The sequence below is a fragment of the Micromonospora sp. NBRC 110009 genome, assembly GCF_030518795.1.
In the GTDB taxonomy this organism is placed as follows: domain Bacteria; phylum Actinomycetota; class Actinomycetes; order Mycobacteriales; family Micromonosporaceae; genus Micromonospora.
Map to the genome: position 1 here is coordinate 4,335,478 of NZ_CP130427.1, position 15,204 is coordinate 4,350,681.

The 15,204-nt window shown below is 72.3% G+C and carries 11 protein-coding genes; 8 read left to right on the forward strand and 3 right to left on the reverse strand.

Features of this window, described 5'->3' with window-relative positions:
• Positions 1-128 precede the first annotated feature (128 nt).
• Positions 129-815, forward strand: coding sequence for a class I SAM-dependent methyltransferase (locus Q2K19_RS20780; RefSeq protein WP_302763051.1), 687 nt, complete (start codon positions 129-131; stop codon positions 813-815).
• Between the two features lie 99 nt (positions 816-914).
• Positions 915-1,538 (forward strand): DedA family protein, encoded by a 624-nt coding sequence (locus Q2K19_RS20785; RefSeq protein ID WP_302763052.1) that lies wholly within the window; start codon positions 915-917, stop codon positions 1,536-1,538.
• A 58-nt stretch (positions 1,539-1,596) separates the two neighbouring features.
• Here Q2K19_RS20785 and Q2K19_RS20790 read toward each other — a convergent pair whose 3' ends face one another.
• Together Q2K19_RS20790 and Q2K19_RS20795 are read right to left on the reverse strand one after the other, a co-directional pair.
• Positions 1,597-2,250 carry an MBL fold metallo-hydrolase gene (locus Q2K19_RS20790; RefSeq protein ID WP_302763053.1) on the reverse strand — a complete coding sequence of 218 codons (654 nt, stop codon included), beginning with the start codon at positions 2,248-2,250 and terminating at the stop codon, positions 1,597-1,599.
• A gap of 8 nt (positions 2,251-2,258) precedes the next feature.
• Entirely contained in the window at positions 2,259-2,978 is a 720-nt protein-coding gene (locus tag Q2K19_RS20795) for a maleylpyruvate isomerase family mycothiol-dependent enzyme (RefSeq protein ID WP_302763054.1), read from the reverse strand.
• 223 nt (positions 2,979-3,201) lie between these two features.
• On the opposite strand from Q2K19_RS20795, the gene rsgA reads away from it, so the two are divergent.
• The 6 genes from rsgA to Q2K19_RS20825 all read left to right on the forward strand — a co-directional run bounded on the left by rsgA (position 3,202) and on the right by Q2K19_RS20825 (position 13,046).
• Entirely contained in the window at positions 3,202-4,281 is a 1,080-nt protein-coding gene (gene rsgA / locus Q2K19_RS20800) for a ribosome small subunit-dependent GTPase A (RefSeq protein WP_302763055.1), read from the forward strand.
• 206 nt (positions 4,282-4,487) lie between these two features.
• Positions 4,488-7,433: an excinuclease ABC subunit UvrA gene (gene uvrA, locus Q2K19_RS20805; RefSeq protein WP_302763056.1), complete on the forward strand. Its 2,946-nt coding sequence runs from the start codon at positions 4,488-4,490 to the stop codon at positions 7,431-7,433.
• A 165-nt stretch (positions 7,434-7,598) separates the two neighbouring features.
• Positions 7,599-8,087 carry a Rieske (2Fe-2S) protein gene (locus Q2K19_RS20810; RefSeq protein WP_302763057.1) on the forward strand — a complete coding sequence of 163 codons (489 nt, stop codon included), beginning with the start codon at positions 7,599-7,601 and terminating at the stop codon, positions 8,085-8,087.
• A 148-nt stretch (positions 8,088-8,235) separates the two neighbouring features.
• Positions 8,236-10,176: an excinuclease ABC subunit UvrC gene (gene uvrC / locus Q2K19_RS20815; RefSeq protein ID WP_302763058.1), complete on the forward strand. Its 1,941-nt coding sequence runs from the start codon at positions 8,236-8,238 to the stop codon at positions 10,174-10,176.
• Positions 10,177-10,551: 375 nt separating this feature from the next.
• Positions 10,552-11,814, forward strand: a complete 1,263-nt coding sequence (locus tag Q2K19_RS20820; protein ID WP_302762472.1) for an ISL3 family transposase — start codon at positions 10,552-10,554, stop codon at positions 11,812-11,814.
• Positions 11,815-12,389: 575 nt separating this feature from the next.
• Positions 12,390-13,046: a C39 family peptidase gene (locus Q2K19_RS20825; protein ID WP_302763059.1), complete on the forward strand. Its 657-nt coding sequence runs from the start codon at positions 12,390-12,392 to the stop codon at positions 13,044-13,046.
• Between the two features lie 77 nt (positions 13,047-13,123).
• Here the strand turns inward: Q2K19_RS20825 and recQ are convergent, their stop codons facing one another.
• Positions 13,124-14,965, reverse strand: coding sequence for a DNA helicase RecQ (gene recQ, locus Q2K19_RS20830; protein ID WP_302763060.1), 1,842 nt, complete (start codon positions 14,963-14,965; stop codon positions 13,124-13,126).
• Between the last annotated feature and the right edge of the window lie 239 nt (positions 14,966-15,204).

A 15,204-nucleotide genomic window follows, 5' to 3' on the forward strand; every position in this document is an offset into this window, starting at 1 on the left:
CCGATGATCGCCCTGTACCTTCACGACAGTAACCGCCCGAGGCGGAATCTGCTGGCGGAAGCGCCGAGCATGCCCCAGCGAAAACGCCCCGAGCGGGAAAATCCCCCCGGGACGGACCGCCGCGCGGCATGCTTGCCCCGGTGAGGGCACAGACGGCGCTGGCCAACCTGGAGCGGGAGATCGCCGCCCCCGGCGCCGGCCTGGACCGGCTCCGGCTGGTCGCCCCGCCGTTCGTGCCGGAGGTACGGCTGCACCTCGCCGAGGACGCGATCCTCTGGTGGGCCCGGATGGAGGCGGCGGCCGGCCGGTCCCTGCCGCCGCCGTACTGGGCGTCGGTCTGGGCCGGCGGGCAGGCGCTCGCCCGTTACCTGCTCGACCACCCCGAGCTGGCCGCCGGACGGCGGGTGCTCGACCTGGCCACCGGGTCCGGGCTGGTGGCCATCGCCGCCGCGCTGGCCGGCGCCGCCCGGGTGGCGGCCAACGACGTCGACCCGTACGCGGTCGCCGCCGTCACGGTCAACGCGCGGGCCAACCGGGTGGTCGTGGCGGCGACCGGCGACGACCTGCTGGACGACACGGTGAGCGTCGACCTGCTGCTGGCCGGGGACGTGCTCTACGACGCCGCGCTGGCCGAGCGGGTGCTGCCGTTCCTGCGCCGAGCCGCCGCGCGGGGCGCCGAGGTGCTGGTCGGCGACCCGGACCGGGGGCACCTGCCACCCGACCGGCTGGAGGTGGTGGCCAGCTACCCGGTGCCCACCACCGAGCCCTCGGTGGACTCGCCCGTGCGTCGGGTGCAGGTGCTGCGACCGTGCTGAGTGGACGCCGGTTCGGGGTCGACCCCGAGGGCGGATTCAGGGTCGGGTGGGGGACCGGGCCGGATGTGCCGGGGCGGCGACGGCCATAGCGTACGACCCGTGACGGAGATGCTGGCCCAGGTCGGAGACCTGCCCATCGAATGGCTCATGGCGGCGCTCGGCCTGGTCATGCTCGCCGACGCCGTACCCCTGGTCGGGGTGCTGGTGCCCGGCGACGCCGCGGTCCTCGCGGCGGTCGGCACGGGCCGGCCCGCGGCCGGGGCCGCCACCGTGGCGGCGGTGGTGGCCGGCTGCCTGGCCGGCTGGTCGCTGAGCTTCCTGGCCGGGCGGCGCTGGGGGGCGTCGCTGCGGGGCAGCCGGCTCGGCGGCTGGATCGGCGAGTCGCGGTGGGCGGCGGCGGAGGCGGTGCTGCGTCGCGGCGGCGGGCGGATGGTGCTGGTCGCGCCCTTCCTGCCGGTGCTCAACGCCCTGCTGCCGCTGGCCGCGGGCGGGCTGCGGATGTCGTACCCGAGGTTCCTGGCCGCGGCGGCCCCCGGCGCGGCCCTCTGGGCCGGCCTCTACGTGGCCCTCGGCACCGCGGCCCGGGCGGTGTCGGCGCTGTTGCCCGGCGCGCCCAGCCCGGCGCTGGTCACCATGCTGGTCGGGCTGCTGATCGCCGGGGCGTTGCTGTTCGGCGCGCGGCGCCCGCTGCGCGCGTTGACCGGGGTGGGAGCGGCGGCCTGACCGCCGTGGGGGAACGGGGGCGCCGGCGCGGGTCCGCAGCCCCGCGCCGGCGGGCGGCTCACCAGCCGCGGGCCCGCCACTGCGGCAGCGCGGGGCGCTCGGCGCCGAGCGTGCTGTCCTTGCCGTGGCCCGGGTAGAACCAGGTCTCGTCGGGCAGTTGGTCGAAGATCTTCTGCTCGACGTCGTCGATGAGCTGCCCGAATCGCTCCGGGTCCTGCTCGGTGTTGCCCACCCCGCCGGGGAAGAGCGAGTCGCCGGTGAACAGGTGCGGGACGCCCGACGGGTCGCGGTAGAGCAGGGCGACCGAGCCCGGCGTGTGCCCCCGGAGGTGGATCACCTCCAGGGCGCAGTCCCCGACCGGGACGGTGTCGCCCTCGCGCAGCGGCTCGGCGTCGATCGGCAGCCCCTCGGCGTCCTCGGCGCCCACCAGCGGGCGGGCGCCGGTCTTGGCGACCACCTCCTCCAGCGCCACCCAGTGGTCCATGTGCTGGTGGGTGGTGACCACCGCGGCCAGCCCGCCCTCGCCGACCAGCTCGAGCAGTCGGGGCGCCTCGTTCGCGGCGTCGATCAGCACCTGCTCGCCGCTGTCCCGGCAGCGCAGCAGGTAGGCGTTGTTGTCCATCGGCCCCACCGACACCTTGGTGATGGTGAGCCGGTCGAGGTCGCGGACGGCCGGCTCGCCGCCGGGCGTGACGTCTCCGGTGTAGGTCATGACGACTTCTATATCCATTCCGGTGGGGTCGGCAGGGGACCGTCGGGCGTGACGGTGAGCACCTCGCCCGCGCTGCGGCCGATCAGCCAGGCGGCGAGTTCCGGCGCGGGGCCGGCGATCCGGGGCGCTCCGTCGGGCTCGCCGATGCCCAGCTCGTGGCAGCCGCTGCCGGCGAAGCGCAGCAGCATCGCCGGCGCGGCGGGGCGGTCGGCCAGATCGGCGGCGGCCTCGTGCAGCAGCCGGTGGCTGAACGCCTCCGGCCAGTCCGCCGGCCGGTAGCCGGCCGCCAGGTCCACGTGGTGCACCTCGACCTCCCGCAGCCGGCCCCACACCAGCAGGGCAGCCACCCGGGGGCCGCGCGGCGTCTGCACCGTCGCGGTCCACGCCTCGACCGGCATGGCGGCGACGGCCGCGGCGAACCGGCCCGCGGACCGACGCAGGTCGTCCAGGTGGGCCGCCGGCGGCCGGGCGGCGCCGGCCTCGATGTCGGCGGCCCGGGCCGCCGGGCTGGCGTACATCGGGACGGGGTCGCCGGTGCGGGCGGCGGTGAGCAGGTTGACGAAGCCGTCGGCGTTGCGGGCCAGGTGGGTCAGCACGTGCCCGCGGGTCCAGCCCGGCAGCAGGGACGCGGCGGCGACGTCCGCGGCGTCGAAGGCGGCCGCGGTACGCAGCAGCCGTTCCGTCGCGTCGTCCAGTTCGCCGGTCAGCAACAGCGGATCGCTGGTCACGCACCGACCCTAGCGGTACCGCGTCGCCACGTCGCCGGGGAAATCGCTTTCGGTTTGTCGGCGTGCCCCCTACCGTCGGCCCGACGGCTTCGGGTAGCGGCGTCAGACGCGCCGGGCTGAAGTCGTCGTATACGCGGCACCGGGAGTCGGAGGGAGGTGGTGAGCATGCCGGTCGTAGCACGCGTGTTCCGCCATGAACCCCCTCGACACCGATGAGGACACCATGACACTCGATCTGACCGCCCTCGGCTGGGACGCCGACTGGGCGACCCACGTACGACGGCGCACCGACCACCGACCGGGCCGGGTGGCCCGCGTCGACCGCGGGATCTGCACCGTGCTCTGTCCGGAGGGGCCGGTGCGGGCCAGCCTGGGCGGGGCCGTGCTGGCCGCGGCCGCCCGCGACCTGACCGCGCTGCCCTGCGCCGGTGACTGGGTGCTGCTCGCCACCTGGCCGGACGGGCCGGTGACCGTGGAGACGGTGCTGCCCCGGCGCACCGCGCTGGTCCGCCGCACCGCCGGCAAGGACGCCAGCGGGCAGGTGCTCGCCGCCAACCTCGACGCCGCCGCGGTGGTCGAACCGGTGCACCCGGAGCCCGACGCCGCGCGGATCGAACGACTGCTCTCCCTGGCGCACGAGTCCGGCGCCGAGCCGCTGGTCGTGCTCACCAAGGCGGACCTGGCCGCCGACCCGGCGGCGGTCGCCCGGCAACTCGCCGCCCTCGCCCCCGGGGTGCCGGTGCTGCCGGTCAGCGCCGAGCGCGGCGTCGGGCTGGAACCGCTGCGCCGGTACGTCGCGCCGGGGCGCACCCTCGGGCTGCTCGGGCCCTCCGGCGCCGGCAAGTCGAGCCTGGTCAACGCGCTGGCCGGGGCGGAGGTGATGCGTACCCAGGCGATCCGGCGGGTGGACGGCAAGGGCCGGCACACCACCACCTGGCGGGCGCTGGTGCCGGTGCCGGACGGGGGCGCGGTGCTGGACACCCCCGGCGTCCGGGCGGTCGGCCTGCTGGACGGCACGGTAGGCCTGGACCGGGCCTTCACGGACATCGCCGAGCTGGCCACCGGCTGCCGGTATGCCGACTGCGCGCACGAGGCCGAGCCGGCCTGCGCGGTGCGGGCGGCGCTGGACAGCGGGGAGCTGCCGGTCCGGCGCTGGGAGAGCTGGCGCCGGCTGCAGCGGGAGGTGGCGTACGAGAGCCGCCGCCGGGAGGCCCGGGTGGCCGCCGAGCGGCGGGGGAGCTGGCGGGGTGGCCGGCGGCGGACGGCGCGTCCGACGCCGCCGCCCGGCCCCGGTGGATTCTGACCACGGCGATCCGGTCGGGCGGGCTGCGTTGCGTCCCGCCCGACCGCGCTGAGCTGGGGGAATGTGCGCGCGGCGAAAGTTGTCGTACCTCGGGGCTAGAGTTGCCCAGGCGTCTTTTCTGCGCCTCGACAACCCTCGAAACCGCTCAGACCACGTGCTGAGCGGACAGATCCGCCTCACATTCTTTCTCCGGGAGCACACGCACCGTGGCCGACCGACTGATCATCCGTGGCGCGCGCGAGCACAACCTGCGTGACGTCAGTCTCGACCTGCCCCGGGACGCCCTGATCGTCTTCACCGGGCTCTCCGGGTCGGGCAAGTCGAGCCTGGCGTTCGACACCATCTTCGCCGAGGGCCAGCGGCGCTACGTCGAGTCGCTGTCGTCGTACGCCCGCCAGTTCCTCGGCCAGATGGACAAGCCCGACGTCGACTTCATCGAGGGCCTCAGCCCCGCGGTCTCCATCGACCAGAAGTCCACCTCGCGCAACCCGCGCTCCACCGTCGGCACCATCACCGAGGTCTACGACTACCTCCGCCTGCTCTTCGCCCGGATCGGCGAGCCGCACTGCCCGATCTGCGGCGAGCGGATCTCCAGGCAGAGCCCGCAGCAGATCGTCGACCGGGTGCTCGCCATGGCCGAGGGCACCCGGTTCATGGTGCTCGCCCCGGTGGTGCGCGGTCGCAAGGGCGAATACGTCGACCTCTTCGCCGAGCTCCAGGCGAAGGGCTACGCCCGGGCCCGGGTCGACGGCGTGGTGCACCCGCTGACCGAGCCGCCGAAGCTCAAGAAGCAGGAGAAGCACACAATCGAGGTGGTCATCGACCGGCTCAGCGTCAAGCCCAGCGCCAAGCAGCGGCTGACCGACTCGGTCGAGGCGGCCCTCGGCCTCTCCAGCGGCATCGTCCTGCTCGACTTCGTCGACCTGCCGGAGGACGACCCGGACCGGGAGCGCCGCTACTCCGAGCACCTGGCCTGCCCCAACGACCACCCCCTCGCCATCGAGGACCTGGAGCCCCGGGTCTTCTCCTTCAACGCCCCCTACGGCGCCTGCCCGGAGTGCACCGGCCTGGGCACCAAGAAGGAGGTCGACCCGGAGCTGGTCATCCCGGATCCGGAGCGCACCCTGCGCGAGGGCGCCATCCAGCCCTGGGCGACCGGGCACAACCTGGAATACTTCCTGCGCCTGCTGGAGGCGCTCGGCGAGGCCGAGCACTTCGACGTCGACACCCCGTGGCGCAAGCTGCCGTCCCGGGCGCAGAAGACGATCCTGCACGGCTCCGACGACCAGGTGCACGTCCGCTACCGCAACAAGTACGGCCGCGAGCGCTCCTACTACACCGGCTTCGAGGGCGTGGTGCAGTGGATCGAGCGCCGCCACTCGGACACCGAGTCGGAATGGTCGCGGGACAAGTACGAGGGCTACATGCGGGACGTGCCCTGCGCGGCCTGCGGCGGCACCCGACTCAAGCCGGAGGTGCTCGCGGTCACCCTGGCCGGCAAGAGCATCGCCGAGGTCTGCAACCTCTCCGTCGGCGAGGCGGCGGAGCTGCTCGCCGGCATCGAGCTCACCGACCGGCAGAGGATGATCGCCGAGCGGGTGCTCAAGGAGATCAACGCCCGGCTGAAGTTCCTCCTCGACGTCGGGCTGGACTACCTCTCCCTGGACCGGCCGGCGGGCACCCTCTCCGGCGGCGAGGCGCAGCGCATCCGGCTCGCCACCCAGATCGGCTCCGGCCTGGTCGGCGTCCTCTACGTGCTCGACGAGCCGTCCATCGGCCTGCACCAGCGGGACAATCACCGGCTGATCGAGACCCTGCTGCGGCTGCGTGGGCTGGGCAACACGCTGATCGTGGTGGAGCACGACGAGGACACCATCCGGGTGGCCGACTGGATCGTCGACATCGGCCCCGGCGCGGGCGAGCACGGCGGCAAGATCGTGCACAGCGGCTCGGTGCCGGCCCTGCTGGAGAACGACGAGTCGGTCACCGGGGCGTACCTGTCGGGGCGGAAGACCATCCCGACGCCGGTCATGCGCCGCCCGCAGACCCCTGGCCGCGAGCTGGTGGTGCACGGGGCGCGCGAGCACAACCTGCGCAACCTCACCGTGAACTTTCCGCTCGGCCAGCTCATCGCGGTCACCGGGGTCAGCGGCTCCGGCAAGTCGACGCTGGTCAACGACATCCTCTACGCGGTCCTGGCCAACCAGATCAACGGCGCCCGGCTGGTGCCCGGCCGGCACACCCGGATCACCGGGTTGGAGCACGTGGACAAGGTCGTCGGTGTCGACCAGTCGCCGATCGGGCGGACCCCGCGGTCGAACCCGGCCACCTACACCGGCGTCTGGGACCACATCCGCAAGCTCTTCGCCGAGACCACCGAGGCCAAGGTCCGGGGGTACGGCCCGGGCCGGTTCTCGTTCAACGTCAAGGGCGGGCGCTGCGAGGCGTGCTCCGGCGACGGCACCATCAAGATCGAGATGAACTTCCTCCCGGACGTCTACGTTCCCTGTGAGGTGTGCAAGGGCGCCCGGTACAACCGGGAGACCCTGGAGGTGCACTACAAGGGCAAGACGGTGGCCGAGGTGCTGGACATGCCGATCGAGGAGGCGGCCGACTTCTTCTCCGCCATTCCCGCCATCCACCGGCACCTCAGGACGCTGGTCGACGTGGGTCTCGGGTACGTCCGGCTGGGCCAGCCCGCCCCGACGCTCTCCGGCGGCGAGGCGCAGCGCGTCAAGCTCGCCTCCGAGCTGCAGAAGCGCTCCACCGGGCGGACGGTCTACGTGCTCGACGAGCCCACCACCGGCCTGCACTTCGAGGACATCCGCAAGCTGCTGATGGTGCTCGAGGGCCTGGTGGACAAGGGCAACACCGTGATCACCATCGAGCACAACCTCGACGTGATCAAGACGGCGGACTGGATCATCGACATGGGCCCGGAGGGCGGCCACCGGGGCGGCACGGTGCTGGCCACCGGCACCCCGGAGGAGGTCGCCGAGGTGCCGGAGAGCCACACTGGCCAGTTCCTGCGCCCGATGCTCAAGCTGGACGGCGCGGCGAAGGGCGCCAAGGCGGCCACCACGCGGGCGGCCAAGGCGAACGGCGGCGCGGCGAAGTCGCGTACCCGCAAGGTGCCGGCCGGGGCGCGCTGAGCGACGGGTACGACGGGCGGGCCGGGGACGGCCCGCCCGTTTCCGATATCTGCTCAGATATCCGATTGGTGGCGCGTCGGTATGAACCATGCGCGACCCTGGTCCGTGTTCCAGAGTGTGGCCACGGATCATGACGGGTGGCGGCAGTCGAGAGAAAGGCCGGACATGAGTGACGACCAGGTGCTGACCGGACCGGGTACGCAGACGCGGCGTGCCCTGCTCGCGGGGGCCGGCGCGGTCGGGGCGGCGGTGGTCCTCGCCGCTTGCGGCAGCGACGACGACTCGGGCCCGGGCGGCTCCGCGCCGACCAGCGGCGGCCCGGGCGCGACCGGCGCCGGGGGCGCCGAGGGCGGCGACCGGGACAGCACCGGTCCGCTGGCCCGCACCACCGACATCCCGGTCGGTGGCGGGGCGGTGTTCGCCGCCAGGGGCGTGGTGATCACTCAGCCGGCGGCGGGGGAGTTCAAGGCCTTCGACCCGATCTGCACCCACCAGGGCTGCCCGGTGTCCAACGTCGACGGCGGCACCATCAACTGCACCTGCCACGGCAGCCGCTTCTCGATCAGCGACGGCTCGGTGAAGCATGGCCCGGCCACCCGACCGCTGGCTGCGAAGAACATCAAGGTCACCGGCGAGCAGATCACCCTGGCCTGACCTGACCGGCCCGCCCGGCGCCTGGTCGATCATGAGGTCGGCGGCGATGTCGATCACCTTCGCCGCCGCCAACCTCATGATCCATGCGCGGCCGGCCGGGCGGGCGTGTGGCGGGGTGGGTGTCGGAGGTGCGGACTAGGCTTGCTGCGTGGCTGACCCCTCGACCTACCGTCCCGCGCCCGGCACCATCCCGGAGTCGCCAGGGGTCTACCGCTTCCGCGACGGCACCGGCCGGGTGATCTACGTCGGCAAGGCGCGCAACCTGCGCAGCCGGCTCAACTCCTACTTCGCCGACCCGGTCAACCTGCACCAGCGCACCCGGCAGATGGTCTTCACCGCCGAGTCGGTCGACTGGATCACCGTGGCCACCGAGGTCGAGGCGCTCCAGCAGGAATACACCTGGATCAAGCAGTACGACCCGAAGTTCAACGTCCGCTACCGCGACGACAAGTCGTACCCGTACCTCGCGGTCACGGTGGACGAGGAGTACCCACGGCTGCAGGTGATGCGCGGCGCCAAGCGCAAGGGGGTGCGCTACTTCGGGCCGTACTCGCACGCCTGGGCGATCCGCGAGACGCTGGACCTGCTGCTCCGCGTCTTCCCGGCGCGGACCTGCTCCTCGGGAGTGTTCAAGCGGGCCGGTCAGGTGGGCCGGCCCTGCCTGCTGGGTTACATCGGCAAGTGCTCGGCGCCCTGCGTCGGCAGCGTCACCGCCGAGCGGCACCGGGAGATCGTCAACGGCTTTTGCGACTTCATGGGTGGCCGCACCGACACCATGGTGCGGCGGCTGGAACGGGAGATGCTGGAGGCCAGCGAGCAGCTGGAGTTCGAGCGGGCCGCCCGGCTGCGCGACGACCTCGCGGCGCTGCGGCGGGCCATGGAGAAGCAGACGGTGGTGCTCGGCGACGGCACCGACGCCGATGTGGTGGCCTTCGCCGACGACCCACTGGAGGCCGCGGTCCAGGTCTTCCACGTCCGCGACGGGCGGGTCCGGGGCCAGCGCGGCTGGGTGGTGGAGAAGACCGAGGACGTGACGATGGGCGACCTGGTGCACCACTTCTGCACCCAGGTCTACGGCGGCGAGCAGGGCGAGGCCGACGTCCCCCGGGAGCTGCTGGTCCCCGCGCTGCCGGCCGATGTCGACGCGCTCGCCGACTGGCTCTCCGCCCACCGGGGCAGCCGGGTGTCGCTGCGGGTGCCGCAGCGCGGCGACAAGCGGTCGCTGCTGGAAACCGTGGAGCGCAACGCCAAGGATGCGCTCGCCCGGCACAAGCTCAAGCGGGCCGGCGACCTGACCACCCGCAGCAAGGCCCTCGACGAGATCGCCGACTCGCTCGGCATGCGCACCTCGCCGCTGCGCATCGAGTGCTTCGACGTGTCCCAGATCCAGGGCACCGACGTGGTCGCCAGCATGGTCGTCTTCGAGGACGGGCTGCCCCGCAAGAGCGAGTACCGGCGGTTCATCGTCCGCGGCGCCACCGACGACCTCTCCGCCATGTCCGAGGTGTTGCGCCGGCGCTTCGCCCGCTACCTCGACGCTCGAGCCGAGACCGGGGAGATCGGCGAGGAGACCGCCAGCGACCCGGACCGGCCCGGCATCGACCCGACCACCGGGCGGCCGCGCAAGTTCGCGTACCCGCCGCAGCTGGTCGTCGTCGACGGTGGCGCACCGCAGGTGGCGGCGGCCGCGCAGGCCCTCGCCGAGCTCGGCATCGACGACGTGGCGCTCTGCGGCCTGGCCAAGCGGCTGGAGGAGGTCTGGCTGCCCGACGACGAGTTCCCGGTCATCCTGCCGCGCACCTCGGAGGCGCTCTACCTGCTGCAACGCGTCCGCGACGAGGCGCACCGCTTCGCCATCACCTTCCACCGGCAGCGGCGCTCGAAGCGGATGACCGAGTCGGCGCTGGACAACGTCCCCGGCCTCGGCGAGGTACGCCGCAAGGCGCTCCTGCGGCACTTCGGCTCGCTCAAGCGGCTCTCCACCGCCACCGTGGAGGAGATCACCGAGGTGCCCGGCGTCGGCCGGCGTACCGCAGAGGCGATCCTGTCCGCCCTCGACCAGGACAGCAGGACGTCCACCACCTCCTGACCCCGCTGCGGCGTCCCACCCAAGGCATGGAAGGGAGCGAAAGGGTTCGCCCGTCGCCTCCGACCTGGATGTCGGGTCCGTTGCCGGATGTGCCCGTGCTGAGGCGCGGAGGCAGTGGCACCAACCGTGGTGGCTTGTCGCCGTCCGCGTCGGTCGTCCGCCCAGCCCGAGCCGGCCGGGCCGCCTGGCCAGTCCGGTGCAGCGCGGTGGCGCGTCAGGGTGGCACAAGCCTTGAGAGCGATATGCCTCAGAGGCATAAATATGGGTCTTGTGGCGCATCTGTGGGTGGTGCGGTGCGTCGTTGATGGCGCACGCCGTTGTCCTGCCTAGGTTCTGGCTTGTCGAAGGTCAGAACTGGATGGGTGGGAGAACGGCGTGCGTTCTGCCAGGGTATGGGCTGGGCTGCTTGGGGTCGAGCAGGCGGTGGTGGAGGACGTCGAGTTCGACCCGGCCGAGTCGGTGTTGGTGGCTCGGGTGCGGGTGCGTAAGGCTGCTCGGCAGCGGTGTCCGCATTGCGGGCGGCGGTGTGCGCGGTATGACGCTGGTGTTCGTCGTCGGTGGCGGGCGTTGGATCTGGGCGTGGTGCGGGCGGTGATCGAGGCGGACGCGCCTCGGGTGTCGTGTCCGGTGCATGGGGTGGTGGTCGCGGCGGTCCCGTGGGCTCGTCATGGGGCGGGGCATACTCGGGCGTTCGACGCGACGGTGGCGTGGTTGGCGGTGCACACCACGAAGTCGGCGGTGTCGCGGTTGATGCGGATCAGTTGGCGCACCGTGGGGTCGATCGTGGCGCGGGTGTGGGCAGACACCGGTGGTCTGCAGGACCGGTATGACGGGTTGCGTCGTATCGGTATTGACGAGGTCAGCTACAAGAAGGGCCACCGGTATCTGAGCGTCGTGGTGGATCACGACACCGGTCGGCTGGTGTGGGCTGCGCCGGGCAAGAGCGCGGCGACGCTGAACGCGTTCTTCGACCTGCTCGGCCCGCAGCGCACGGCCGCGATCACCCACGTGTCCGCCGACGGCGCCGATTGGATCACCACGGTCATCCGTCGTCGCTGCCCGAACGCCGTCCGCTGCGCCGACCCGTTCCACGTCGTCGCTTGGGCCACCGACGCCGTCGACCGAGTTCGCCGGCAGGTGTGGAACGAGGCCACCGGCCGTGGGGCCGGCCGTCGTGGCGTCGCTATCGGTGAGGCCCGGATGTTGAAGAACACCCGCTGGGCGTTGTGGAAGAACCCGGAGAACCTGACCGAGGGTCAACGGGCCAAGCTCGACTGGATCGCCAAGACCCACCCCCGCCTGCACCGGGCATGGGCGCTCAAGGAAGGCCTGCGCTGCATTTTCAGCCTGGCCAAGACCAGCCCGACCGCCGCGGTCGAAGCCCTCGACAGGTGGATCGGCTGGGCCCGCCGCAGCCGCATCGACATCTTCATCGACCTGCAACGACGCGTCACCCGCCACCGCGACGCGATCATCGCCGCCATCGAACACGGCATGTCCAACGGCCGGATCGAGTCCGTCAACGCCAAGATCCGCCTACTCACCCGCATGGCCTTCGGCTTCCACTCCCCCGACGCCCTCATCGCCCTGGCCATGCTCAGCCTCGGCGGCCACCGGCCCCAACTCCCCGGCCGCTGACCCACACATCCGACACAAGACCCATAAATATGCCTCTGAGGCATATCGCTGCGAGCCGACCATTGGGCGTTGCGGGGCCGTGGCTGGTGCCACCGGTGCACGATGTCCGGTTCGTGTCCGACCGAGCGGTGGGTGGTGTCACCTCTATGCCTGATGTCTGGTTCGCACAGTTTTGCGCCAGGGGGTGGGGCGGCCGGACCCGGAATGATGCCGGGGCCGGGGTCGTTGTACATGGCTGACCGCGCGGCAACCAGTCCGGCCCTCGGGTCGGGCGGAATGACCGGCCGCCGGTCGTGGTTACCTCCCCGGGCCGCGAAGGCCCGCCCCGGGCAGCCGGTGGGAATGACCTCCCGGCCCCCGTCGTTACATCCCCCCGGACCGCGCAGCACCTGGTCCGCGCCGGACGAGCCGAGGGAATCACTCCCCGCCACCGGTCGTTACATCCCCGGGCCGCCCGAGCAGGTCACCCCCTGATCGCCGGGCGAACCCCGAAAGACTTCTTGTTCGCGGCCACCCGCACACCCCCCCTTTGTGCGATGGCCGCAATACCCCCAACCGGAAGGCGTGACTTCATCATGCGTACCGACATTCTGCGTAAGACCGTCCTGACCGCTGCGGGTGTCGCCGCCACCGCCGGTGGCATCGCCGGCCCCGCCATCGCCGCCCACGCCGCCCCCGCCGACAAGGCCGCCCAGGTGAGCACCGACCGCAAGGGCCACGGCGAGCGGGAACTCAACGTCCGCTACGAGGCCCAGCCGAACTTCTACTACTGCGGCCCCGCCGCCACCCGCAACGCCCTGTCCGTGCAGGGCAAGAACATCAACGTCGACGCCATGGCCAAGGAAATGGGCACCACCGAGAACGGCACCAACAGCATCAACGACATCACCCCGGTCCTGAACAAGGAAACCGGCAAGACCAACGCCTACCACTCGGTGGAAATCCGCACCCCCAAGGCCGACGACAAGCAGACCGACACCCTGCGCGCCGACATCGTCCGCACCATCGACGACGGCCGGGCCGTGGTCGCCAACATCGCCGGCACCACCACCGACACCGACGGCAACACCCACTCCTTCGAAGGCGGCCACTACATCAGCGTCGTCGGCTACCGCGACAACGGCCACACCGTGACCATCGCCGACTCCGCCGACCCGAACATGGCCTCCTACCGCATCACCGTCGACAACCTCGCCGACTGGATCGCCACCCGCGGCTACAGCGCCTCCTGACCGGCAACCGCTGACAGGAGCGAACACGAAGGGCCGACCCCCACAAGGGGTCGGCCCTTCGTCGTCTCTGCGACCGGTCAGCCCTCGGCGAGGACGGCGAGGATCGCCTCGCCGTACTTCGCGAGCTTGTTCTCGCCGACGCCGCTGATCCGCGACAGCTCGGCCAGCGAGGCGGGCGGCTCGTTGGCGATCTGCCGCAGCGTGGCGTCGTGGAAGATGACGTACGCCGGGACGCCCTGCTCCTTCGCGGTGGCCGCTCGCCAGGCGCGCAGCCGTTCGAAGACCGAGGTGGCGGCCGGGCCGAGGTCGGCGACCACGGTGGCCGCGCCCCGGGGCTTGGCCGACCGGCTGGACGCCGACCGTTCCGGCTCCCGCCGCATGGTGACCGTACGCCGGCGGCCCAGCACCTCGCCGCTGACCGCGGTCAGCGCCAGGGTGCCGTAGTCACCCTCGACGGCGAGCAGGCCCTCGGCGAGCAGCTGCCGCACCACCCCCCGCCACTCCGTCTCGCGCAGCTCGGCGCCGACGCCGAACGTGCTCAGCGAGTCGTGGCCGTACTGGTCGATCTTGTCGGTGTGCTTGCCGAGCAGGATGTCGACGCAGTGCCCGGCGCCGAACCGCTGGTTGCGTTCCCGGTCGAGCCGGTAGACGGTGGAGAGCAGCTTCTGCGCGGCGACCGTGCCGTCCCACGACTCGGGCGGCTCGAGGCAGGTGTCGCAGTTGCCGCAGCCGCCGGGCGTGGTCTCGCCGAAGTATTCGAGGAGCTGCGCGCGGCGGCAGCGGACCGTCTCGCAGAGGGCCAGCATCGCGTCCAGGTGGGTGGCGAGGTTGCGCCGGTGCGCCAGGTCGCCCTCGGAGGTCTCGATCATCTTGCGCTGCTGCACCACGTCCTGCAGCCCGTAGGCCAGCCAGGCGGTGGACGGCAGCCCGTCGCGCCCGGCGCGGCCCGTCTCCTGGTAGTAGCCCTCGACCGACTTGGGCAGGTCGAGGTGGGCGACGAAGCGGACGTCGGGCTTGTCGATGCCCATGCCGAAGGCGATGGTGGCGACCATGACGAGCCCGTCCTCGCGCAGGAAACGCTGCTGGTTGGCCGCCCGGGTCGCCGCGTCCAGCCCGGCGTGGTAGGGCAGCGCCGGGATGCCGTTCTGCACCAGGAACTCGGCGGTCTTCTCGACCGAGGCGCGGGAGAGGCAGTAGACGATGCCGGCGTCGCCGGGGTGCTCGTCGCGCAGCAGGCCGAGCAGCTGCTTGCGCGGTTCCCGCTTCGGCACGATCCGGTACTGGATGTTGGGCCGGTCGAAGCTGGCCACGAAGTGCCGGGCGTCGGTGAGCTTGAGCCGGGTGGCGATCTCGGTCCGGGTGGCCCGGGTGGCCGTCGCGGTCAGCGCGATGCGCGGCACCTCCGGCCACCGCTCGTGCAGCATCGACAGGTTGAGGTAGTCGGGGCGGAAGTCGTGCCCCCACTGCGACACGCAGTGCGCCTCGTCGATGGCGAAGAGCGCGATGCGCCCCCGCTCCAGCAGGGCGACGGTGGAGCGGACCGCGAGGGCCTCCGGGGCGAGGTAGAGCAGGTCCAGCTCGCCGGCGAGGAAGGCGGCTTCGACGCGGCGCCGCTCGGCGAGGTCCTGCGTCGAGTTGAGGAAGCCGGCCCGGACGCCGACGGCGGTGAGCGCGTCTACCTGGTCCTGCATGAGCGCGATCAGCGGCGAGACGACCACCGCGACGCCCGCTCGGACCAGCGCCGGAATCTGGTAGCAGAGGGACTTGCCGCCACCGGTCGGCATCAGCACCAACGCGTCGCCGCCGTCCACCACGTGCTCGACCACCTGCTGCTGGAAGCCGCGGAAGGTGTCGTAGCCGAACACCCGGTTGAGCACCCGCAGCGCGTCCTCGGTCCGCGGACCGGTGGGGGAGACCATTGGCGCAGTCTACGAGCGACCGCCGACACCGCCCGGCAGCGCGCGGCGCCGCCGGCCCGGGTCGGCCGGCCGGGCTGTCGAGGGTACGACAGGTTCGGCCGGACAACCCGACAAACCGGGCAGCATGGTGTTCCGGCCGTCACCCCGTGGAATCCCGGACGGGGTGGCAGCCGTTAGAGTCGCTGACTGACCATGCGCGGCCGACCGGCCGCGGCGCCACGGCTTGGGGGTAGCGGGTG

Coding starts and splice junctions, on each gene's coding strand:
- Q2K19_RS20780 (WP_302763051.1), top strand. CDS start 129: ATGCTTGCCCCGGTGAGGGCACAGACGGCGCTGGCCAACCTGGAGCGG.
- recQ (WP_302763060.1), bottom strand. CDS start 14,965: ATGGTCTCCCCCACCGGTCCGCGGACCGAGGACGCGCTGCGGGTGCTC.
- Q2K19_RS20790 (WP_302763053.1), bottom strand. CDS start 2,250: ATGACCTACACCGGAGACGTCACGCCCGGCGGCGAGCCGGCCGTCCGC.
- Q2K19_RS20810 (WP_302763057.1), top strand. CDS start 7,599: ATGAGTGACGACCAGGTGCTGACCGGACCGGGTACGCAGACGCGGCGT.
- Q2K19_RS20825 (WP_302763059.1), top strand. CDS start 12,390: ATGCGTACCGACATTCTGCGTAAGACCGTCCTGACCGCTGCGGGTGTC.
- rsgA (WP_302763055.1), top strand. CDS start 3,202: ATGACACTCGATCTGACCGCCCTCGGCTGGGACGCCGACTGGGCGACC.